The organism is Sphingobacterium sp. UBA6317 (assembly GCF_002440385.1).
Lineage (GTDB): Bacteria > Bacteroidota > Bacteroidia > Sphingobacteriales > Sphingobacteriaceae > Sphingobacterium > Sphingobacterium multivorum.
Window position 1 is genome coordinate 69,975 of sequence record NZ_DJTD01000069.1, and the last position, 24,536, is coordinate 94,510.

Consider the following 24,536-nt stretch of genomic DNA (forward strand, 5'->3'; position numbering starts at 1 on the left):
GATCTCCTTTTTCATTTTTCAAATGTATAGCTCTTATCCGACCATTGAGCTGGTCAATTTTCCATTGCAAAGTTTTTTGGCTTCTGATACGATAGCATCAGCATCGTAGTGTGCATGCTTCCACTGTGCATTTTGTTCAGCATGCTCAATGATCTTATCCGGAATACCCAAACGAACAACCTGGCTATGATATCCGTGATCGGCCATAAACTCCAATACAGCCGAACCTATGCCCCCCTGTAAACTTCCATCTTCAACCGTGATAATTTTATCAAATTTCTGAAAGACCTGATGAAGCAAAGCTTCATCCAATGGTTTAGCAAATCGAAGATCATAATGCGCTGGATGTATTCCCAGTTCATTTAACTGCTGTACCGCTTTAACAGCTTCATTTCCTATCGCTCCAAAACTTAAGATAGCAAGCTCCTCACCTGCTGATATAAGACGCCCCTTTCCTATTTCTATTTCTGTAAATGGGCGACGCCAGTCTGGCATAACACCATTTCCTCTAGGATATCTAATAACAAACGGACCTTTATTGGGTAACTGCGCTGTATACATTAAATTTCGTAACTCTTCCTCATTCATCGGCGCAGAAACCGTCATATTTGGAACACAGCGCATAAAAGCGATATCATAAGCGCCATGATGTGTCGCACCATCCGCACCGACCACTCCCGCACGATCCAAACAGAAAACAACATTCAGATTTTGTAATGCAACATCATGGATGACTTGATCATAAGCGCGTTGCATAAACGACGAATAGATATTACAGAATGGTAATAATCCCTGTGTTGCGAGTCCCGCACTGAATGTAACTGCATGCTGCTCAGCAATACCAACGTCAAATGCACGGCCAGGCATAGCTTTCATCATAATGTTCATGGAAGAACCAGAAGGCATTGCAGGCGTGATCCCCACAATCTTATCATTTTCTTCCGCAAGCTCAACTAAAGTATGTCCAAAAACATCTTGAAATTTAGGTGCTACCGGTTTATCATTCAAAGACTTCTTGATCTCACCCGTAATTTTATCGAATAGACCTGGAGCATGCCATTTCGTCTGATCTTTTTCAGCTAGCGCAAAACCTTTTCCTTTGATGGTGACGGCATGCAATAATTTAGGCCCCGGTATATGCTTAAGGTCTTCAAGGGTCTTAGCCAATTTCTTGACATCATGCCCATCAACCGGTCCAAAATATCTAAAATTTAAAGATTCAAAGAGATTGGCATTTTTTAATAAAGTTCCCTTTATGCTTTTTTCCAATTTTTTGGCAATACCAAGTGCATTTGGACCAACTTCCGAAATCTTGGTCAATACAGCTGCGATATCGTCTCTAAAACGATTATAGCGCTTGGAGGTTGTTATACTTGTCAAATACTCCTTCAATGCGCCTACATTAGGGTCAATGGACATGCAGTTGTCATTCAGAATAACCAAAAGGTTTGATTTCGAAATACCGGCATGATTAAGTGCTTCAAATGCCATTCCACCAGTCAAGGCACCATCACCGATAACCGCGATATGCTGACGATCCTTTTCACCCTTTATTTGGGAAGCGACTGCCATGCCTAATGCTGCAGAAATAGATGTTGACGAGTGTCCAACACCAAATGCATCGTATTGAGATTCAAAACGGTTAGGAAAACCCGAAATTCCGTTCTCAATTCGATTTGTATGAAATATATCGCGACGCCCCGTTAGGATTTTATGCCCATAAGCCTGATGACCTACATCCCAAATCAATTGATCGTATGGGGTATTCATTACGTAATGTAACGCCACCGTTAACTCGACGACTCCCAAACTTGCTGCAAAGTGACCACCATTAACCGAAACCTGATCAATAATAAATTGACGTAATTCCTGACTTAACTGTTCTAATTGGTCTTCCTTTAGCTTTTTAAGATCAGAGGGATCGTTTATTTTACTTAATAGTTCTCCAGCCTCAAACTGCATAGTACTGCTATTTACATGATATGTTCGTACAAAGTAACGACAATTTTATTTAATCTTTAAAATAAATCGCATTTACATATTGATGAACAACAAATAAAATAATGAATAGTTTGTATCGAAGTTATTCCAAAAGATTTTATATGTAAATTTGTATAAGATATGGAAGTAGAAGAAGGCTACGAAATCAAGCTTCCTCAATTTGAGGGACCTTTTGATTTATTATTATTTTTTATCGAACGGGATGAACTAAATATCCACGATATACCGATTTCAAAGATTACAGATGATTTTTTATCGTATGTGAGCCAAATGCAAGCGCTCAATATGGAAATGGCAAGCGAGTTTATCTTTGTTGCTTCTACACTGATGCGTATCAAAGCTAAAATGCTATTACCTCGTCTGGATCTGGACGACAATGAAAATGAAATCGATCTAAGAGAAGATCTTGTTCAAAAACTTATTCTCTATAAGCAATTTAAAGAGACCTGTGAAGAATTGAGAGTCTTGGAAGAAAATCGTCTCAAACTATACAGCCGAGGCAACATACGCTATGATATCCATCAAAGACTAAAATTAGATTCTACCGGAGAAAATTTGGATAGCTTCGACCTCTATGGTCTAATGATGATTTACGAGCAAATGATGTATCAATTCCGTAATCGTCCCCCTGAAGTAACCCATACAGTTGTCAAATATCCATACACCATTGAACAACAGAAGAAAGCAATTGCCGAACTGATTGAAATCAATAAAAAATTAGATTTTCAAGAAATTCTTAAAAACTCAGAAAATAAAATACAGTTCGTCTATAACTTTTTAGCGATTCTCGAAATGCTCCAGCAGCGATTATTACAGATCGAAGTGGGCTTAGGCTATAACAATTTCAATGTAGGTGAAAGAGATCCAAATGAGACGGAGGAACTCCTGTTTGAGGAGGAAGAAGCATAAAAAAAGACCTGTTTTGAACAGGTCTTTTTCGTATTAATCTTTTTTCTTAAATGCATTCCAGCCTTGTGCCGTTATCGGATAAAGATTCCCAGATTTGGAAATCATCTCACAACCTTCCGATCTTGGCGTCATATAACCAATAATGCTAATATCCGGTAAGTTTTTGATTTTATCATGATCGGCCTGAGCTATTGTGAACAGTAGTTCATAATCTTCACCGCCATTAAGTGCGGCTACGGTTGGATCAATGCCAAATTCCCGCCCCGTATCATAAGTCATCTGATCCAATGGAATTTTTTCCTCATATAATCTGCAACCTTTGTCAGATTGTCTGCAAATATGTAGAATTTCTGATGCAAGCCCGTCTGAAATATCCATCATCGCTGTGGGCTTGATCCCTAGCTTGGCAAATAATTCAACAATGTCTTTCCGGGCTTCAGGTTTCAATTGACGTTCAACAATATAATCTTTTCCCTCTAAATCAGGCTGTACATTGGGATTTTCTAAATAGATATCCTTTTCACGCTCCAAGAGCTGTAAGCCCATATAAGCTGCCCCTAGATCACCAGACACACACAAGAGATCACCTTCCTGCGCACCATTACGATAAACAATCTGATCTGTATCAGCATAACCTATGCTTGTCACAGAAATAACCAAGCCTTGGGCTGAAGCGGAAGTGTCTCCGCCAATTAAGTCGACATTATATTTCTTACAGGCAATCAATGCTCCCTGATAAATCTCTTCTACAGCTTCCAATGGAAATTTTGAGGACAGACCTATTGAAAAGGTAATTTGTGAAGCTATTCCGTTCATCGCGTAAATATCGCTCAAATTGACCTGAACAGCTTTGTAACCTAGATGTTTTAACGGAACATATCTAAGATCAAAATGAATCCCTTCCAACAGTAGATCAGTAGATATCAAGGTTTTTTTACCTCCAAAATCTAGAACAGCAGCATCATCGCCAATCCCTTTAATTGTGGATTTTTCTGTTAATTCAACAGCCTTACTTATATAATCAATCAGTCCAAACTCGCCCATTTCCTCTAGATTGGTCCGCTCGGTATTATCAAAATCAAACATGCTAAAAAGTTTAAAAGTTTAATATAGGTAATGCCGGATAATCATCTTTGACTGATGCATTAAGATGGCATTACAAAACAAGTATAGCTATAAGTCCAATGAATTTATATGCTTATCCAGCTAAGCGTCTTAATTACAAGCTAGGACAAACATTCATAAAAATTGTTTGTATTACGTTAAAAATCAATAATCTACGATAGCTAATCGTAGCAAAATACAACAAATCTATAGTCCTAAGCGCGCTGATATTTCCAACATACGTTCAATAGGACGTTGTGCACGAAGAATCACATCCTCAGTAAGAAGAATTTCAGGGGACTCATACTTTAGACAGTTGTATAGCTTTTCAAGCGTATTAAGCTTCATATGCGGACAATCATTACATGCACAGGCATTATTAGGAGGAGCAGGAATAAAAGTCTTATGTGGACTCGCTTTTTGCATTTGGTAAAGAATGCCTGATTCTGTAGCAACAATATAAGCCTGGGCTTTATCTGTTTGGGTAAATTTAAGCATTCCAGCAGTCGATCCCACATAATCAGCTATCGCGAGTATATGATCTTCACACTCTGGATGGGCAATAAACTTAGCCTCGGGGTGCTCGCTTTTCAAACGGTCAATTTTATCTTGAGAAAAAATTTCATGCACCATACAAGCTCCATTCCAAAGTACCAGGTCACGTCCTGTTTTCTTCTTAACATATGCACCTAGGTTGCGATCTGGACCGAAAATGATTTTCTGATCCTCCGGAAGACTCTCAACAATCTGAACAGCGTTGCTTGATGTGCATACAATATCTGAAAGAGCTTTCAATTCAGCCGTACAATTTACATAGGTAATCACCAAATGATCAGGATATTGCTCTTTAAATTTAGCAAAAAGATGTGGTGGGCATGAATCTGACAATGAACAACCGGCTTTAGCATCTGGCAAAAGAACCTTCTTCGTCGGTGAAAGTATTTTAGCCGTCTCAGCCATGAAATGTACTCCAGCAAAAACAATTACATCTGCATCGGTTTTCGCAGCTTCCTGCGATAAGCCAAGACTATCTCCTATATAATCTGCTATATCTTGTATTTCAGACTCTTGATAATAGTGAGCCAAGATGACAGCCTTCTTTTCTTTCTTTAAGCGTTGGATCTCTTTAATCAAATCCAGTGAGGGATCAATCGGAGCATCGATATAACCTTTTGCTTGAAGCTCATAATTTACAATTTCCATGCGAGTAGTTTCAACTTTTATGAGCAACAAAAATAAGCATTGTTATATATATAAAAGTCAATTAAAAGCAAATTAATCAAGTCGTGGTAATATAGCTCTCGCTTCCATTTGATCCATTAGTAGATTATAGTGAATAAAACACTGATATAAAACCTATTATTAATTAGTAACAGATTACAACGTGTTTTTTAAGTCGAGCTCATTGGATAATGTAAGTTTGTAAATTTGATCGAACAATGGCGACTTTTGTCCAATTACATGATTTAGTAGAACTGACAGCAATATATGTACTTGATCATGCAAAACAAACATTAACAAACCTTAATAGTTAAATTAATTTATATACAGTTTAATTATACAGTGTTATGCCCATATAAACTCTTTTAGACTTGGATATTTGGAAAACTATTCAAGCTCTTCGTTTATAACAAAAACTGAAAGGGTTTATTTCACATTATTTCGATCTTCGAAAATCAGTTTCATCCATAACTTACTTTCGTAGCCTAAGAAACGTTTTTAGGCATATTACAAAACAATGAAAAATATGGCACAAAAGGAAGCTTTATTTATTAACATTTCAGATAAGAAAACGGTTTTGAGGCCGTATAGGATAGATTAATAAATCTTGGATTGATGTATAATTTTATATCAAATTCTCAGCGAGTTTATTTTCGCAAATTTTGAGAGAATTGTCTATACGTGCAGCACGGAAAGCATAAAAATAGCACCGAAAATGAAATAAAGGCTCTTAGAATCGTCTATAGCATATTTTATCACTGCCTAACCAATATATGGCATTCTAATCGCGAGTAGCTGAAGTTTATATATTCTCACTTGCCAACTCATACAGCAACGATGACCAGCGTAGGGCCAAAATCAATTTTCCTAAATCATAATACGCCGCAAATAACCAATAGAAGGCATTATTTCCAAAATAAACCCGTCGAGAATAGCATATATAAGTATTATTAGCCTGTAAAAATGAATATAGGAATATAACAGGGATAAATTTATCGGATCAGGCCTAATAGGGTTGAATAAAATAATTCAGAATAAACACGATAAGAATTAGATATTTATAAAAAAATTAAATGAATCGAGTAGAAGCGACTTTAAAAGGCACTAATTCCCGCAAATTGAAATTCGACTAAAATAATGTGTATAGTATCCAAAATAAACTGGATGAGAATTAAAAATTGACCGCTGTGATCTAGAATAGTGCCTTTATTTAATTCTAAGAAGCTTAATATAACTTTTTTTGCTATCTAATTACAGGAAATTTTATAGCAATCACAAATTCAGTCGAAATAACACAAAATAAAGTTAATAATACCTTGTATCTAGATAAAAATCCTTTAAATAGCTCTATTCTAAACTCAATATAACACAATCGGAGCGTATATACCGCTAGAATAATCATCTGGCAATAACTATCGCATAAAATACAATAAACTAAAAATATATAACTTAAAAGATATTAATTCATATAAAATAAAAATAAATTATTCAAAATTTAGGCAATTATAAAATTTGCGGATTATAGTACTTGACATTCAAATACATAGATAATATTAAAAAAAATACTAAATATGCAACTGATAAAGCGCTTTAAAAACGACAAACTCGCTTAGAATTAAATATTCCATACAAATAACGAATCAACAAAATATATTCAATCTATAAGAGCTTAATTTTAGAAAAATAAACCCTGAGAATGATCTAAAAAATTGCCAGATAGCAATAATCCAAAATATTCTAATGTCACTGATCTAAATTTGGATATTTCCTCCATTTAACCGATGTTGGGCTGCAAATATAGTAAGATTGTTTGTTCTGCAATAAATTATTTGAAGAAATTATCTGCATTCCAAAATTATTAACAAGTCAATCTTCGAATTTCACTTAGATCTTAAAAAATTTACTATTTAAGGCCATAGAATGTATTAAAAAGCCCTGAAAACAAATTTTTAAAAAATATCCAATTCTAAACAGGTATATTTTTAAACAATCGCCTTGAGATTCTGTTTAAAATTCAATCCCGCGAAAACCAAACAAATATCGTAGCCAAATCTGAATATAAACAGGCAGATCCAGGAATAAAAAATTCCAATAACCAAATACCTCTCAATTTCCATTTTTGAAAACTTTGCTGATAAAGTACAGAAATTTTTGACGCCAATTTTACCTCGTTGAGAAAGCAAAATTCACATATTTTTGAAAAAAATACGCAAATAAGCAAACCTCAAACAGTTTAAAATCCAAATATCAAAATCAATTAAATTGCCTTTTTCATATCAATTTTAAAAGCAAAGATTAGCAACTATTAGAATTCAATAAAAGAATTTATCTGCTCTAAAGACAGAAATATTAAAATCTCATAGCATCCAAATTAGAATTAAAACTTTTCTGATCCGATTTCTATCGGTTACAAAGCGATAAAATTGAAATAAGATCCCACACGGGAAAATATCCAAGTATAAAACGACTTAAACCTATATTTTTTTTAAAAAAATTATAAATAACGCGCTGAAACTAGATTAAATCCATACACAAAAAAAAATAAAATAAATAGTCAATCCTAAAGCGCTTTAAAAGTCAATAGGAAATTTAAAAAATAAAATAAACTCAATTAGAATTAAATATTTCAATAGGGGACTTTATAATTCCCGAATATCGAAATCTAACCGCTTCTAATCGAACTTGACAAAACTAAACAAAGATTTTCGAACGTATTCCACAATCTTTTTTTTCAATAAATACTAATTATTTAAAATAGAAAATCTCTTATTGTTTATTATGGTGTGGAAAAGTGGTATAAATTAGGTTATTTCGATTTTGATTTTAGGTTTTTATAGAGTTTTCAACAATTTTTCAACAGAATTTATTCATTAAAGACCTGATTTTTAAAATTCTAAATTATCTTATTTTTTATTTTCCATATATTTTTGTTGAATAGTTTTTGTTTAGAAAATGTGGAAATCTCTAGATTTTTGTGCGGAAAAATTTTAGAAATAAGGCTTGCAAATAGGGGATTTGTGAATTGTTAAATACTTTTCATTTTTATTTAACCTTTTATTTACACGTTTTCCACATTTTTCGTTAATTTGAGTCGTCACTTTTGGGGATAGTTTGTGAATTTTAATTTATATGGCAGATAGAAAGGTAGATTTTTTGGTCATTGGATCAGGTATTGCTGGATTAAGCTTTGCTTTAAAAGCATCGAAATTCGGTAAAGTATTGATAGTCACTAAGTCCAATGAGGATGAGTCTAATACAAAATATGCGCAAGGGGGAGTGGCTGCCGTTGTGGATAAGTCAGATAGCTTTGAGAAGCATATCATTGATACTCAGATTGCTGGGGATGGTTTATGCGATGTTGAAATTGTGGAAAACGTAGTGAGAGAAGCACCGGAACGGATTGCAGAACTTATTTCATACGGAACATCATTTGACAAGGAGGAATCGGGGTTATATGATCTGGCAAAAGAGGGGGGACATTCCGCTCATCGTATTTTACATTATAAAGATATAACTGGCTATGAAATTGAGCGTGCATTATTGGCGCAAGCACATAGTGATCCCAACATTGAAATCGTAACGCATTACTTTGCCATTGATTTGATTACACAGCATCATTTGGGGGAATACGTGGATAAGAACAGGGAAGACATTACCTGTTATGGAATTTATGCTTTTAATACCTCATCACATTTAGTAGATAAGATTTTGAGTAAGGTTACTGTGATGGCTTCTGGAGGAGCAGGGCATGTTTATTCAAGTACAACAAATCCAACTATTGCGACTGGAGATGGTATTGCTATGGTGTATCGGGCAAAAGGTAAGGTACGTAATATGGAGTTTATGCAATTTCACCCTACTTCTTTATACAATCCAAAGGACTCTCCTGCATTTTTGGTATCTGAAGCCGTACGTGGATTTGGGGGTATTTTAAGAAGGATCAATGGTGAATCTTTCATGGAGGAGTACGATGAACGTGCTTCTTTGGCACCAAGAGACATCGTTGCTAGAGCTATTGATGCCGAGATGAAGAAATCTGGTATAGATTATGTGTACCTTGATATCACGCATCGGAATAAGGAAGATATTATCAAGCATTTTCCAAATATTTATGAAAAGTGTCTTTCGATCGGACTGGATATGGCGAAGGATTTTATACCGGTTACACCGGCTGCGCATTACCTCTGTGGAGGCATTTATGTAGATGATTTTGGACGCAGTAGCCTCGTTAACTTATATGCTTGCGGAGAGTGTTCTTCTACTGGCCTACATGGGGCAAACCGATTAGCTTCTAATTCACTTCTTGAAGCGCTTGTTTATGCACATCGTATTTTCCTGGATGCCACAAAGTCGATAGGATTGATTAACCATATTGTTGATGTCCCCGAATGGGATGACTCTAAAACCTCTCTTTCAAATGAGGATATTTTGGTAAGTCATAATTTACGCGAGTGCCAAAAGATTATGAGTGACTATGTTGGCATTGTCCGTTCCGATTTTAGGCTTGAAAGAGCTCTTAAACGGCTACATCTCTTGTATGAGGAGACCGAAGAATTTTATCGAAATACAAGGCTTTCTGTTAAACTGTGTGAATTACGTAATGTTATTCAAGTAGCTTATATCGTGACAAAATCAGCTATGTTACGGAAAGAAAGTAGGGGATTGCATTATACAACGGACTATCCGAAACATTCGGAAGTATTACAGGATACAATTTTTTAAGGAATATGGCACTTATTTTATCTGTTTTGGATAAATCTCCGGTGATAGCCGAAGAATGCTTCTTAGCACCCAATTCAACGATTGTAGGCGATGTGGAGATTGGACATCACTGTTCGGTATGGTTTAATGCTGTCATACGCGGAGATGTCAATTATATTCGTATCGGTAATTATACTAATATTCAAGATGGAGCGGTTATACATTGTACCTATAAAAAATGCGGTACTACGATCGGAAATTATGTAAGTATAGGGCATCAGGCTATGGTACATGGATGTATTTTGGAAGATCATGTACTCATTGGTATGGGAGCTATTGTTATGGATAATGCGATTGTTGAATCGAATGTTATTGTAGCAGCTGGTGCAGTAGTTTTGGAAAATACTCGTTGTGAATCGGGATTTCTATATGCTGGAGTACCTGCCAAAAAGATAAAAGCACTTACTGAAGAGCAGAAAGATCTATTGCAGAAACTACCACATAATTATGTTCTGTACAGTTCCTGGTTTTAGCTTAATCGAATTAGCAATATTAAATAAGTTATTTTAGAATGGCCTCAATTAATTTTTTTTGAGGCCACTCAATGAAAAACTATCTTTCTGTTCCCAATTAGCACGTATCGTAAATACTTTATTTAGATATACAACAGGTTCAGGAAAAGTTTTCTTTTCGACATCTCCAGTGTCCCAGATTCCATTATTATTGTCGTCGCGTATCACACGTATACTATACTTTCCTCCAGGATACTGTTTGTATACAACAGCCGGGTTGTTCATGTTTATTTTGTCGACGCGATAGACCTTATCTTTTTTCTCATTGATTAACTCAACCAAATAGGTTGTATTGCTATCTAGATCTGTAAAATCAAATGTCAGATCCCCATAGTTTTCACTATCGTCATAGGTCAAATCGAGCTTTTTCTCTTTGTTTTGTTCGCCAAAATAGCCTGTTATAGCGCCTTCTGTAAACTCGATTTGGTACTTTTTCTCTTTTCTCCAATTATAGCGAATATGGTAGATATTGGTATTTGCTGTATCTACGGCTAGTTGGTAATTGGTCCGGACCAATGAGTCTTCTTTGAATTTTAACTTGGTTTTATCGATATTTTTGATCGGTGTGAAAGCAGATACCTGAAGGTGTGTAATTCGATCGACCCGTCCATTATTTGGCGTAAAAATAGGCTCAATTGTCTGCTCAATTTTTACATTCCCTTTTCTAATGAGAATGGTATCCAATGGTCTTTCATTTTCTGTCAGAACAAGCTTTAGGGAGTCTATTTTTAAATTTGGAATAAACAAAGTAGCCGAGTCTGATGTCTTTGAAAAACGTACTTTTTTATCCTTGTTGTTTACTTCGTCATTTAGGATATCAAGTTTGGGCTTGTCGACTCTTCTATTAAAAACAAGAAGTATACTTCCATTTTTTTCAAATTTCTTCTCTTGGGTTCTAAACTTTTTTGGGATTCCTTTGAAGATCTCCAAGTTGATATTGCTCAAGTCTCGCTCTAGCACGATAGAGTCTTTTAGGAAACCTATTTCTTCATCAGCACCATTATAGATTCTATCGTTATTTTTTTCTTGAAGTGCGTAAATGCGATAAGTTCCCTCTCTTAGATTGTTTAGTTTATAGTTACCTGCAGTATCCGTTGTCGTGAATATATTCGCCTTCTTTTTACCAAAAATCGAGTCTTGGCTAATGGGGATCAACAAGACTTTAACATCCTTTTGGACCTCTTTCGTTATAGCACTTTTTACATTACCGGATATACTGAGTGAATCTATTTTATCTCCTGTCGCGAATACGTAAGCATAATTGACCAATGCATTTCCAGCGTTATAATCAACTAGTCCTTTACCGAAGTATATGCTGTAGGTTGTATTCTTTTCTAGGGAATCAGGTAAGGTAATTTCTAGATTTTTTTTCTTCACCTTGAATTCTGGATTGCTTCCCATGTCTGGCGTAATACTGAATTCCTTTTGTTGATTTGCCAGCTTGATATACTCGTCAAACGTGATCACTATTTTTTTAGCTGTAAAATTCTTCGAAAAATTCGTAGGGCTTTCCAATAGTATCTTCGGAGGAATAGAATCTTTTGGCCCCCCCGTGGGCTGTTGTATGCTCGCACATTGTATGGACAAGCCAATAAGCATAATAAACATGCTTAAAATAAGTAATCTTGTTTTTAAGCTACTTTTTAGCCTTTCTGAACCACTTTTATTTTCTCTTAAAGAAGTTGTCATAAAAAATAGAATATTGTCTTAAATCGCTTATTTTAAGCTTTGTGATGTTTAGTGTATAAGTATTTAGCATTCAGTTGTTTAACTCATGTGGACCATCAATACAGTGATATCAGAGGGCGAAACGCCTGAGATTCTTGAAGCTTGCCCCAGTGTACGTGGTTTAACTTTAGATAACTTTTGTCTTGCCTCAATTGATAGCGATGTTAATAGGCTGTAGTCAAAATCAGGATTAATTTCTCTATCTTCCATCTTCTTCATGCGATTGACAATTTCCATCTCTTTATGGAAATAGCTTTCATATTTGAGATTGATCTCTGCTTGTTCAATGGTATCATTATCGAATTGGGATACATAGTGTGCAAAGCCTTCGTCTCCTTTCAGAATATCTTGGATACCAACTTGTGGTCTTGCAAGAACATTACTCAACCTTGTTTTTTGCGGAAGTGCGCTTGAGCCAACTTCGGCTAATACGGTATTCATCTTTTCGACATTGGTCGAATTTTGTTTGAGATACTCGATTATTTTATTGGAGTTATCAATTTTGTCTTGCACTTTTTTGAGTCTTTCTTCTCCTACCAATCCCAATTTGTAAGCTAAGGGGGTTAAGCGAATATCAGCATTATCTTGGCGTAAAAGTAGACGGTGTTCTGCTCTTGATGTAAACATGCGGTACGGCTCTTCAGTTCCTTTTGTTACGAGGTCGTCGACCAATACACCTATATAAGATTCGGATCGTTTTAGAATAAGTTCCTTATCATCATTGATACGTTGATGCGCATTTATCCCGGCTAGGAAACCTTGAGCAGCGGCCTCTTCATAGCCAGTTGTCCCATTGATCTGTCCTGCGAAAAATAGATGTTTCACCAATTGAGTTTCTAAGGTTAGATCCAATTGCATTGGTGGAAAGTAGTCGTACTCTATGGCATAACCTGGGCGGTACATTTTCGCATTTTCAAAGCCTGGGATCAATTGCAAAGCTTTCAATTGTACGTCTTCTGGCAATGAGGTGGAGAATCCGTTGACATAAATTTCTACTGTTTTGAAGCCTTCGGGCTCCACGAATATCTGATGTCTTTCACGCTCGGCAAAACGATTTATTTTATCTTCTATTGAAGGGCAATAGCGTGGTCCCAATCCTTTGATACGTCCCGTAAACATGGGTGATTTTTCAAACCCAGTGCGTAGCATTTCGTGGACCTTATCGTTTGTATAGGTAATCCAACAACAGCGTTGTTCAGTTGGTATCTCTACATCTGTATAGGAGAACCGCCCTCTTTTTTCGTCGCCCCACTGTTCTTCCATTAACGCATAATTAAGGCTTCTTCCATCTATACGTGGTGGCGTTCCTGTCTTCATTCTTCCTGATTCGAAACCAAGGGAAACAAGTTGTTCGGTTAAACCTGTGGCTGCCTTCTCTCCGGTTCTACCGCCTCCAAATTTCTTGTCCCCAATGTGAATTACACCATTTAGAAAAGTTCCATTGGTCAGTACCACGGCGTCCGATTCTATTTCGATTCCCATCGAAGTGATGACACCGCAAGCTTTTCCGTTTTTTACGATAACTTCTTTTACGGTATCTTGCCACATATCTAAATTAGGAAGAGACTCGAGTTGTAATCTCCATTCTTCTGCAAACCGCATTCGGTCATTTTGGGTCCGCGGACTCCACATGGCAGGACCTTTCGAAAGATTTAACATTCGGAATTGAATGGTTGATTTATCTGCTATGATACCAGTATATCCGCCCATAGCATCAATTTCTCTTACTATCTGTCCTTTGGCTACTCCACCGATAGCGGGGTTACAACTCATTTGCGCTATTACTCCCATATTCATTGTGATGAGTAAAGTGGACGAACCTAAGTTAGCTGCTGCCGCCGCTGCCTCACATCCGGCATGGCCCGCACCAACGACAATTACATTATATTTTTTAAACATTTTTCTATTCTTGTTCCACGTGAAACGTGGTGTTTTTATTTCTTTGTAAATTTACGTTTTCTTTGTGTTCCACGTGAAACCTGTGGTAAAATTTTACATAAAATCAGCAAGATATAACCATCTTTCGGATTTATCGTCTATCTGTTTTTGGATAGATTGAATTTCTTCCGCTAAGGAAGAAAGTTTTAGATGATCTGTTACCTGGTTTAGTTCCTCCGTTTTTAACGCTACTTGTGTTTCCAGTTTTTCGATTTCTTCTTCTAGTTTGTTATATTCCAATTGTTCCTTGTACGAGAGTTTTTTCTTTTCCTCTTTTACAATTGGCTTTACCTGTTCCTGGGTTATCCTTTTTTGTTTTTCCTTTTCTAATTTTTGGATTTCTTCCTGTTCAAGTTTAAAGTCAGCATAATTTCCGTTGTATATCTGCACGATCCCCTTTCCTTCAAAAATGAAAAGTTGATCCGTCAATTTATCTAATAGATACCTGTCGTGTGATACTAATATGAGTACTCCTTTGTAGTTGTCAAGAAAATCTTCCAGCACGTTTAATGTATCAATGTCCAAATCATTGGATGGTTCATCCAGAATTAAAAAATTTGGATTCTTCATTAAAACACGCATTAATTGAAGTCTTTTTTTCTCCCCCCCACTTAATTTGTTAACGAAACCAAATTGTTTTTCAGGAGGAAATAAAAAGTGGGTTAGCAGCTGTGATGCCGTGATTACTTCCCCATTTGCCATTTCAATATAGTCTGCTATATTTTTTACAACATCTAATACTCGATCGTTTTCATTTACTTCCAATCCGCCCTGTTTATAGTAGCCATATACTGTGGTTTCCCCTACCGCTATAGACCCTGTATCAGGTTTTTCTTCTCCCGTGATTAAATTAAGAAAGGTTGATTTTCCAGTACCATTTTTTCCCGCTAGACCAATACGATCACCTTTTTTAAAGGTGTATGAAAAATCATGTATGATTTCTTTTGCTCCATAACGTTTGGCAACATGTCCTAGTTCGAGTATTTTTGAGCCCTGCCTGCTTACTTTCACACTGAGTTGTACCGAGTCGTTTCCTTTAATTGCTTTAGATTTTTCTTCCAAGTCATAGTATGCTTCAATACGTGATTTGGATTTGGTACCACGTGCCTGTGGTTGACGACGCATCCACTCCAATTCACGGCGAAGTAGATTTCTGCTTTTCTCAACCATAACCGCATCAATATTTTCACGTTCCGACTTCTTTTCTAGAAAATAAGAATAGTTACCTTTATAGGTAAAGAGATTGCCCCTATCCAGCTCTCGAATCTCCGTACAGATATTATCCAAGAAGTAGCGATCGTGCGTTACTAAAAGAACGGTTTTGCTACCTGTTGTTAGTAGTTTTTCAAGCCATTCAATAGTCTCTATATCCAAATGGTTGGTGGGTTCATCTAATATATAAATATCCGGCTCGTCTATCAAAAGCTTGGCTAGCGCAAGGCGTTTTCGTTGGCCCCCTGATAAACTTTTGATATCTTGATGGAAATCCATAATGTTTAAACGATTAAGAATCGTCTTAATATTATGCTCATACTCCCAGGCATTCAATGAACTTATTTTTTCTGTAAGATCTTCTAATTTTTTCTGATCGATATCAGTTTCCAATAACAGCTCCTCGTACTCACGGATAAGACGTTGTTGATCGTTGTCTGTACTATAAATAAAATCGTTGATTGATTTTAATCCTGTGAAATCAGGATCCTGTTCTAAGAAACCAATTTTTATACCTTTTTCTTTTACAACTTTTCCTGAGGTTGGTAAGATTCGCTCTGCTAAAATGGCGAGTAAGGTTGATTTACCTGTGCCATTGATTCCGACCAAGGCCACACGTTCTCCCTTTTGGAGACCGAAATGTAAATCTTTAAAAAGCCATCTATCATGGAAGGAATGGCTTACTTGTTCTGTAGCTAAAATACTCACGTTATATCACCCTAAATTATATTCAGTCAATTTACACGCCAAAACACTACCAGTAGGTTTCTTCTCTTGGTAGTTTATATCGTGTTGATAATCAATATTTTAGTTATATTTCTATTGATTGTCAGTTATTTATATATTGAATCAATAATCGTTTTGATTGCTGACTAATGTAATCTATTGGGTGGCATACGATCAAATGTTAGCCTTTGCCATTGGGTAAAATGATAATTCGAAGTCCCAAAGGTTCGCTTGTTCATTTGGAATGCTCGCAAAAATAAAGAAATAGTTTCTTATTCGATGCGAAAAAAGCTTCGTTATTTGATTAATTGGCAATAATGATACTGCCCTGATAAAATTAATTCAATGCGTAATCCGCTATCAGATTGAAACGTGGTATTTCAACTTGAAAGCTGCCGTTGTCCAGTGTTCGGATCATATTATAATATCCTTCCATGAATCCGAATTCGCTATTGAGATTGCAACCTGAGGTGTATTGATGAGTCTGACCAGGTTCTATAATAGGTTGTTCGCCTACTACTCCTTCTCCAGATACCTCCCTATAGTCTCCTTTTGCATCAAAAATTTTCCAATAGCGACTTATCAATTGAACCGTGTAATCGCTGAGATTTTCTATGCTGATATGATAAGCAAACATGAAATGTTCACGGTCCGGATTCGAATACTCCGATTGATAGATGGTTTCAACCGAGATTTTTACGCCTTCTGTAATTTGTGTGATCATTTGAATGATGTTTATTGTTGCAATGAATATTTACGCTAAAATACTAATAATGAGTTTAAAAATCTAAATTATAATCATTTTAAAAGGTTAAATAATGCTAAGTTTAAAATTAGTATAGCCAAATGGACCTTAATTAGTAGGTTTGTATTATGGCAAATGGTATCTTATATTTAATTCCTGTTCCATTGAGTGATGACGCAGCTTTCCAGTCATTTACTCCGTATTTAGTGGAAACAATCAATTTATTGGACGAGTATATTGTAGAGAACGAAAAAACGGCGCGCAAGTTTTTAAAACTTGCAGGTTTAAAGATTCCGCAGAGCGAATTAACGATCCATGATTATGGAAAACATGTGCGGGACAAGGGAAATATAAATGATTTTTTTGAAGGCTTGAAACAAGGCAAAAGTGTTGGATTAATGTCTGAGGCGGGATGTCCTGGTGTTGCTGATCCTGGTGCTTCTATTGTAGCGCGGGCACATCAATTGGGTATTAAGGTAGTTCCTCTTGTTGGACCAAGCTCTATTCTACTGGCACTTATGGCTTCCGGATTTAGCGGTCAGAAATTTGCCTTTCATGGTTATTTGCCTATCGATAAAATTGATCGAGCTAAGGAGATTAAAAATCTCGAACAGCAATCAGCACGTGAAAAGCAGACGCAAATTTTTATTGAAACTCCATTTAGAAATAATCAGCTTTTAGCCGATCTACTAAAAATATGTAAACCTTCCACCTTACTCTGTGTTGCGTCAAATGTAACAGCTGCCGACGAAAATATACAAAGTTTGACAGTTGGTGAGTGGCGAAAACGATCGTATGATTATCATAAAAAGCCAACTATTTTTTTACTTTATGCATGATGTTTTTAGAGCTCCCCCCTACCCTATTTTCATTGATGAAGTTTAATGATGAAATTAAAAGCTGTTTTTACATGAGTGAAGTATGTTTTAATAAAGTAAGTGAGTGCTTACATTTTGTTTTTTAATAAATATTTAAACCAGCGTATCAGAATAAATGCTGAATAGAGTTTGTTAACCGTCTAGAATGATTTAATATATAACACGATGAATTACTGTAGATTATTGTCTATTATGTTTTTGTTTTCATTAGTTGGATTCAGTAAAGATCTTGCTGCACAGTCTTCTACATATGTTATTGTCCATGGAGCTTGGGGTGGTGCTTGGCAGTTTAAAAATACGGCGGTTGAGTTAGCTAAAAAGGGAAATGAGGTGTACCGACCCACACTAACAGGCCTGGGTGAGCGTTATCATTTAGCAGATACTTCTATCCGATTACAAACGCATGTCGATGATGTTGTGAATACGATCCTGTTTGAGGATCTCCATGATATTATATTGGTCGGACATAGTTATGGTGGGATGGTTATCACGGCTGTGGCAGATAGTCTTCCGGATAGAATCCGTAAATTGGTTTACTTGGATGCTATACTACCGGAGGATCAACAATCTGTAATGAACTTAATGGGTAAATCCAGTGCAGTAAATGGACTGTTAAAATTAGAAAAGGATGGTTATATTTTTCCTTTCTGGGTGAAGGATATTAAGAAGCTTCCTAGGGATGTCCCCCACCCGTTCAGAACAATGACAGACAAGATCAGTTTAAAAAATCCGAAACGTCTTAAAATTCCAAGTACTTACATTTTGACTTATGAGGATGGCAAAACAATTGAGGATGATGATTTTTACCCGTTTTATAGGAAGGCAAAAAATATAGGTTTTAAAACAGTCGAATTTGTTGGAGATCATAATCCACAAATAAAAAAGTTGAAAGAATTAGTAGATTTGTTGGAACAGGAATAATAAATAAGCAATAAATAGTTCAATGACGCAAGAGGAATTAATAAGAGAGTTAAGTAAGCCTGAAGTAATTTATACCGCTATGGGTATTGTTGCCATACGTATTATCGTATGGCTTCTATTTGCAAATACAATTCGAAAGACATTAAAATTGGTCGCCAAAGAAAATAGATTAATGACGCCCAACCAATCGTGGTTAGCTGCAATTCCGCTGGTTAATATTTATTGGAATTTTCAGGTTGCTTCGCGTCTAAGGGATTCTTTGATCAATGAATTTTATGATCGAAAAATAGCTGTGGAGGAAAACCCTACGTTTAGGAAAGGATCGCTATATGCATGGATTTACCTGGCTACAAATATTCCGCTCCCACTTTCTATTTCCGGTGTACTGATCATTATGCATTTTGTGACATTGGCTAATTACTGGTTTGAAATTAACGCGAATAGAAGAATTTTAGAGGAACATAATAAATTTAGAGAAAAGGAGGTAATTGTAGACCATGAAAATTAAAGAAGTCATTGACTATTTGGAGCAATTGGCTCCTTTAGATTTGCAAGAGTCTTATGATAATGCTGGCCTTATTGTGGGCGACGCCAATAGAGAGATTACAAAGGTGCTCATTTCATTGGACTGCACAGAAGATGTTGTAAAAGAAGCCATTGATAAAGGGTGTAATTTAATTATTTCGCACCATCCCATTGTATTTAGGGGGCTAAAAAAATTTAATGGGAAAAATTATGTGGAGCGTACGGTTATTAAAGCAATTGAACATAAAGTTGCATTATATGCCATTCATACGAATCTAGATAATGTTACCGGTGGAGTGAATACGAAAATTGCCGATAAATTGGGATTAGAAAATCAGGCTATACTGGAATCTAAAACAAATGTATTGCGAAAAATGGTCGTTTTTGTACCTAGGAGTCATGTTGAAGATGTCCGACAGGCATTGTTTGATGCGGGCGCAGGTAAAATCGGAAAACACTATGATCAATGTAGTTTTAATGCGGCGGGTTATGGTAGTTTTAGACCTTTAGAAGGGGCCGATCCTACCCTTGGGGAGATTGGTGTTCAAGAGCGTGTTGAGGAAACACGAATTGAGGTTATCTACCTGAAATCTATTGAAAGAAAGTTACTTTTGGCACTCTATGAAGCTCATCCTTATGAGGAAGTAGCTTATGATTTGTTTGATATTCAAAATACGGCTGCTGAAATCGGTGCAGGAATGATTGGAAATTTGGCTGAACCAATGGCTGAATTGGAATTTTTAGCTTATCTTAAGGACAAACTGAGGTTGAATGTCATTCGTCATACAGCCTTATTAGATAAAAAAGTTAGTCGTGTAGCGGTCTGTGGTGGCTCGGGGGGATTTTTACTCGGTGCAGCCAAACGTTCTGGTGCTGATTTTTTTGTTACAGCAGACTATAAATATCATGAATTTTTTGATGCTGAAGGTGAAATCGTGATTGCAGATACGGGACATTTTGAGAGCGAACAATTTACGCAAGAATTATTGTACGACATTATTACGAAAAAATTTCCTAACTTTGCAACCTTAACAACAGAAATAGATACAAATCCTATAAAATACTACAGTTGATGGAACAAACCGTAGAACAAAAATTGAAAGCATTATGGCTGTTACAAGCCGTACATACTAAAATAGACAAAATTCGCCAAGTTCGTGGTGAATTGCCTATGGAAGTTGCAGATCTTGAAGATGAGATTGCGGGCTTAGAGACTCGTATTGAGAAGATCAGAATAGACTTAGACGATTTAGAAGATTCGATCGTTAAGCGTAAAAACATGATTAAGGATGCCCAAGCTGCTATCAAAAAATATGAGTCGCAGCTGAATGAGGTAAAGAATAATCGTGAGTACGACGCTATTTCGAAAGAAATAGAAATCCAAGGTCTTGAGATTCAGGTTTGCGAGAAACGAATCAAAGAAGCAGAATTTGAGATTCGTAACAAAACAGAAAACTACGATACTACTGTAGGAAATCTTGAGTATAGCAAAAGCGAACTTGAGGGAAAAAAGAAAGAATTGGAAACAATTACTTCTGAAACTCAAAAAGAAGAAGATGCATTGTTAGCAAAAGCTGCTGAGGCTGAAGCGAATATCGAAGAACGTTTGGTAAAGGTATACTACCGTTTGCGTAACTCGTTTAAAAACGGACTTGCTGTTGTTTCAATAGATCGTGATAGCTGTTCCGGATGTCATAATAAGATTCCTGCTCAAATGCAATCAGAAATACGTCAACGTAAGAAAATCATCATTTGTGAACACTGTGGTCGCGTTTTGGTTGATGAAGGAATTGTGTTAGAAATCGAACAAGAGTACGGTTTCTAATCCTCAATAGATAAAGGAAGGTCCTGCTGTAAAGCAGGACTTTTTTTTTGTCATATTTTTTATGCAACTTTGTTGATATACTAACTAGGTCCGCTTACAAAAGTGTAGTTTTGTGTGTGGTAAATTTAACCTTTAAACGTTTATGAATAAAACTCATTTCAAGTTATTTGCTGCCTTTTTGCTCGGTACATCCTTTCTGCAAACAAAAGCGCAAGAAACCCTATTGCTTCGAAATCCAAGTATTAGCGCCAACAATATTGCTTTTGTCTATGGTGGAGATATTTGGATTGCCGAAAAAAACGGAGCTAATCCGAGACGCCTTACAACAAATCCTGGAGTGGAACAGAATCCAATGTTTTCTCCAGATGGCAAGAAAGTTGCATTCACAGGAAATTATGACGGAAATACAGACGTATATGTAATCCCTGTAACGGGTGGTGAGCCCAAACGGATCACTTATCACCCTTCTTCGGATGTATTGCGGGGATGGCTCAATAATGATGAAGTATATTATACGACATCTCGTGACTTCACCTATGCATTAAGTCCACGATTATACAGTTCCAATATTCAAATGTCAGGAATGGAAAAGGCGCTTATTATGCCTGAGGCGACTCAGGGAAGCCCTTCTGCTGATGGTCGTTACTGGGCTTATATCAAGAACACTGATCCTACTGAAAGAGATCGAGTTGCCTTTAAACGTTATCGGGGTGGTGGTATGCCGACAATTTGGATCTTCGATACGAAAACCAAAGAAATAGAAGCTATTCCGCAGGTTAAAAGTAATGATGTTAAACCATTGTGGTTGGGAAATAAGATCTACTTCCTTTCCGATCGTGATAAAATTGTTAACATCTATAGTTATGATACCAAATCCAAAAAGGTAGAAAAGCTAACGGATTTTAAAGATTACGATGTGCGTTCGCTGAATGGAAATGGGACTGAGTTGATCTTTGAATATGCTGGCGTATTAAATACACTAAATCTGGGCGATAATAAAGTCACTCCTTTGCATATTACGGTGAATACAGATGTAATGTACAAAAGACCGTATTATAAAGACATTAAGGACGATATACGTTATGCTACCCTATCGCCAACAGGCCAACGGGCATTATTAGAGGCGCGGGGAGAGATATTTACGGTACCTAAGGAGAAAGGTGAAGCCCGAAATTTATCTAATTCTCCGGGTTCTCATGAGCGTTTTCCGGATTGGTCTCCAAATGGAAAATGGATTTCTTATATTTCAGACAAAAATGGATCTTATCAGTTGGTGCTGATGGATCAATTTGGAAAAGATAAACCCCTGTACTTTAACTTAGGAGAAACGAACTTCTATTTCGAACCAACATGGTCACCGGATTCCAAGAAGTTGTTTTACAATGATGCACATCTTAATCTGTTTTATATTGATATCGCTTCAAAGGCCATTGTTAAAGTTGCAGACGATAAATTGAGCGGTCAAACTGGCCGTGTATCCAATCATTTCCAACCAAGCTGGTCTCCTGATTCAAAATGGATATCTTTTATACGTACATTGGAAAATGGGGTACCCGCTGTGTTTATGTATAACTTGGATACAAAGAAAACTCAGCAAATTACGGATGGTATGAGCTCTGCGCGTAGTACAGCTTTTTCTCAGGATGGTAAATATCTATTTTTTACAGCGAGTACAAATACAGGGTTGACAAATTCTGGCTTACATATGTCCGCGGTGCAGCGTAATGTTGATTATGCCGTATATGGCTTTATTTTATCCAGTAAAACGCCATCATTCTTTAAGAATGATAGTGATGAGGAACAAATCCGTGAGGATAAGGTGGATAAAAAGGAAGAAGGAGATGGTGATAAAAAAGATCGTGTAAAAGAAAACGATAAAAAATCACCTAAAAAGGATAAAAAGGAAGAGGCAGTGACAAGTAAGCCCATTGATAAATCTATTCAAGTTGACTTCGATCGTATAGAAAACAGAATAGTTGCCCTCCCTTTACCTGCTGGACCTTATTGGAATTTGAATGGTTTAGTGCCAAATCAATTGACTTACCAACGTGGGGGAACAATCGGAGCATATGATTTTAAGGATCTCGAAAACAAAACCTTAGTGGAAAATGCCCGTAGTTTTGTTATTAGCGCTGATGGTAAGAAGATGTTATATCAAACGGGAAATGGATTCAATATTGTAACAGCTGGGCAAAAAGTAGCCTCTCCTACTGCCGGCGAAGTTAAGCTAGGCGGAATTCAGCAATTGGTGGATCCCGCTGCCGAATGGAAACAGGTATTCAATGAAGTTTGGTCAATGCAAAAAGACTATTTTTATGTTGAAAACATGCATGGTGCTGACTGGAAAGCGATGAAAACCAAATATGAAAAATTCCTGCCTTTTGTAAACCATCGTTCTGATCTTGGTTATTTATTGAATGAAATGATGGGAGAAATGGTCGTTGGACACAATTATATCTATCCTGGAGATCAACCTTCCACGCCGTCGGTTTCAGTTGGTGTGTTGGGAGCAGATTATACGTTAAAGAATGGTTACTATCAGATTGCTAAATTGTTTACGCGTCTTGAATGGAATCCATCGTTCAAAGCCCCATTGGCTGAACCGGGATTAAACATCAAAGAAGGAGACTATATTGTTGCTGTTAATGGTGCTGAATTGACTGAAGATAAGGATATCTATAGTTTATTTGACAATACTGTTGGTAAACAAGTTACGTTGAAGGTCAATTCAAAACCTTCATTGGTCGGCGCTCGTGAAGTAATCGTTAAACCGATCTCGTTTAGCGACGAGATGAATTTGCGGAGCATGGAATGGGTCGAAAGGAACCGTAAGAAAGTAAATGAATTGAGTAATGGGCAAATAGCTTATGTTTACATGCCAAATACCGGTGCTGAAGGTTATACCTATTTCAATCGTTATTATTTCGCTCAGATGGATAAAAAGGCTCTTCTGATGGATGAAAGAAACAATGGTGGTGGCTGGGTGGCCGATTATGTCATTGATATTTTGTCCCGTGAACTGATTGCTGGTTGGGGAATTCGTGATGGAAAAGGATTTACTACACCAGGAAATGGTATTTATGGACCTAAAGCCATGATCATTAATGAAAATGCAGGTTCAGGTGGCGATATGATGCCTTATATGTTCCGTTTTAAAGGGCTGGGTAAATTGGTTGGTCGTACGACAATGGGGATTTTGGTTGGCATAAGTGGCTATCCTCCTTTGTTGGATGGCGGCCGTATTACTTCGCCAAACTTCGGTGTATATGACCTCAAAGGAAATTGGATTATTGAAAATGAAGGTGTGGCTCCTGATGTATTTATCGAACAATTGCCTAAAGATCTTTTGGAGGGTCGTGATCCTCAACTTGAAAGAACGGTGAAGATATTGTTGGAAGAAATGAAAAAGTATCCTTACAAAAATTTACAAAAACCAGCCGATCCTATTCGGGTGAATTAAAAGAGTATAAATCTAAGGGCTTTGAAGAGATTCAAAGCCCTTTTTTGATCATATAGTTTGTATGTAACTG

Annotated in this window: 16 protein-coding genes; 9 read left to right on the forward strand and 7 right to left on the reverse strand. The window is 36.6% G+C overall.

Going from position 1 to position 24,536, the window contains the following annotated elements; translation table 11 throughout:
• Nucleotides 1-33: 33 nt before the first annotated feature.
• Nucleotides 34-1,962 carry a 1-deoxy-D-xylulose-5-phosphate synthase gene (dxs, locus tag B3E92_RS23775; protein ID WP_159333486.1) on the reverse strand — a complete coding sequence of 643 codons (1,929 nt, stop codon included), beginning with the start codon at nucleotides 1,960-1,962 and terminating at the stop codon, nucleotides 34-36.
• A 159-nt stretch (nucleotides 1,963-2,121) separates the two neighbouring features.
• On the opposite strand from dxs, the gene B3E92_RS23780 reads away from it, so the two are divergent.
• Nucleotides 2,122-2,910: a segregation and condensation protein A gene (locus B3E92_RS23780; protein WP_286898479.1), complete on the forward strand. Its 789-nt coding sequence runs from the start codon at nucleotides 2,122-2,124 to the stop codon at nucleotides 2,908-2,910.
• A gap of 33 nt (nucleotides 2,911-2,943) precedes the next feature.
• Here the strand turns inward: B3E92_RS23780 and thiL are convergent, their stop codons facing one another.
• Both thiL and nadA read right to left on the reverse strand, forming a co-directional pair.
• Nucleotides 2,944-3,996, reverse strand: a complete 1,053-nt coding sequence (gene thiL / locus B3E92_RS23785; protein ID WP_286898481.1) for a thiamine-phosphate kinase — start codon at nucleotides 3,994-3,996, stop codon at nucleotides 2,944-2,946.
• Between the two features lie 225 nt (nucleotides 3,997-4,221).
• Nucleotides 4,222-5,217 carry a quinolinate synthase NadA gene (nadA, locus tag B3E92_RS23790; protein ID WP_070562663.1) on the reverse strand — a complete coding sequence of 332 codons (996 nt, stop codon included), beginning with the start codon at nucleotides 5,215-5,217 and terminating at the stop codon, nucleotides 4,222-4,224.
• Nucleotides 5,218-8,364: 3,147 nt separating this feature from the next.
• On the opposite strand from nadA, the gene nadB reads away from it, so the two are divergent.
• Complete coding sequence (gene nadB, locus B3E92_RS23795; protein ID WP_046673171.1) at nucleotides 8,365-9,957, forward strand: L-aspartate oxidase; 1,593 nt, start codon at nucleotides 8,365-8,367, stop codon at nucleotides 9,955-9,957.
• A gap of 5 nt (nucleotides 9,958-9,962) precedes the next feature.
• On the forward strand, nucleotides 9,963-10,469 hold the full coding sequence (locus tag B3E92_RS23800) for a gamma carbonic anhydrase family protein (RefSeq protein ID WP_070562667.1): 507 nt from the start codon (nucleotides 9,963-9,965) through the stop codon (nucleotides 10,467-10,469).
• A 48-nt stretch (nucleotides 10,470-10,517) separates the two neighbouring features.
• On the opposite strand, the gene B3E92_RS23805 is transcribed toward B3E92_RS23800, so the two are convergent.
• From B3E92_RS23805 to apaG, 4 genes are all read right to left on the reverse strand, one after another.
• The gene (locus tag B3E92_RS23805; RefSeq protein WP_286898483.1) at nucleotides 10,518-12,197 is read right to left on the reverse strand and encodes an Ig-like domain-containing protein; all 1,680 of its coding nucleotides are present in this window, start codon (nucleotides 12,195-12,197) and stop codon (nucleotides 10,518-10,520) included.
• Nucleotides 12,198-12,275: 78 nt separating this feature from the next.
• Nucleotides 12,276-14,135, reverse strand: a complete 1,860-nt coding sequence (gene mnmG / locus B3E92_RS23810; protein ID WP_286898484.1) for a tRNA uridine-5-carboxymethylaminomethyl(34) synthesis enzyme MnmG — start codon at nucleotides 14,133-14,135, stop codon at nucleotides 12,276-12,278.
• Nucleotides 14,136-14,228: 93 nt separating this feature from the next.
• The gene (locus tag B3E92_RS23815; RefSeq protein WP_286898487.1) at nucleotides 14,229-16,094 is read right to left on the reverse strand and encodes an ABC-F family ATP-binding cassette domain-containing protein; all 1,866 of its coding nucleotides are present in this window, start codon (nucleotides 16,092-16,094) and stop codon (nucleotides 14,229-14,231) included.
• Nucleotides 16,095-16,449: 355 nt separating this feature from the next.
• Complete coding sequence (apaG, locus tag B3E92_RS23820) at nucleotides 16,450-16,836, reverse strand: Co2+/Mg2+ efflux protein ApaG (protein WP_046673176.1); 387 nt, start codon at nucleotides 16,834-16,836, stop codon at nucleotides 16,450-16,452.
• Between the two features lie 149 nt (nucleotides 16,837-16,985).
• Here apaG and B3E92_RS23825 point away from each other — a divergent pair, with 149 nt between their 5' ends.
• From B3E92_RS23825 to B3E92_RS23850, 6 genes are all read left to right on the forward strand, one after another.
• Nucleotides 16,986-17,696, forward strand: coding sequence for an SAM-dependent methyltransferase (locus B3E92_RS23825; protein ID WP_286898488.1), 711 nt, complete (start codon nucleotides 16,986-16,988; stop codon nucleotides 17,694-17,696).
• Between the two features lie 204 nt (nucleotides 17,697-17,900).
• Nucleotides 17,901-18,656, forward strand: a complete 756-nt coding sequence (locus B3E92_RS23830; RefSeq protein WP_286898490.1) for an alpha/beta hydrolase — start codon at nucleotides 17,901-17,903, stop codon at nucleotides 18,654-18,656.
• 22 nt (nucleotides 18,657-18,678) lie between these two features.
• On the forward strand, nucleotides 18,679-19,164 hold the full coding sequence (locus B3E92_RS23835) for a hypothetical protein (RefSeq protein ID WP_201639951.1): 486 nt from the start codon (nucleotides 18,679-18,681) through the stop codon (nucleotides 19,162-19,164).
• Nucleotides 19,154-20,254, forward strand: coding sequence for a Nif3-like dinuclear metal center hexameric protein (locus B3E92_RS23840; RefSeq protein ID WP_070562686.1), 1,101 nt, complete (start codon nucleotides 19,154-19,156; stop codon nucleotides 20,252-20,254). The genes B3E92_RS23835 and B3E92_RS23840 overlap by 11 nt, the downstream gene beginning before the upstream one ends.
• Nucleotides 20,254-21,006 carry a zinc ribbon domain-containing protein gene (locus B3E92_RS23845; protein ID WP_070562689.1) on the forward strand — a complete coding sequence of 251 codons (753 nt, stop codon included), beginning with the start codon at nucleotides 20,254-20,256 and terminating at the stop codon, nucleotides 21,004-21,006. Before B3E92_RS23840 ends, B3E92_RS23845 begins: the two co-directional genes overlap by 1 nt.
• Nucleotides 21,007-21,148: 142 nt before the next feature.
• A complete protein-coding gene (locus B3E92_RS23850; RefSeq protein WP_286898492.1) occupies nucleotides 21,149-24,466 on the forward strand; it encodes a S41 family peptidase in 3,318 nt (1,105 codons plus the stop codon).
• Nucleotides 24,467-24,536: the final 70 nt, after the last annotated feature.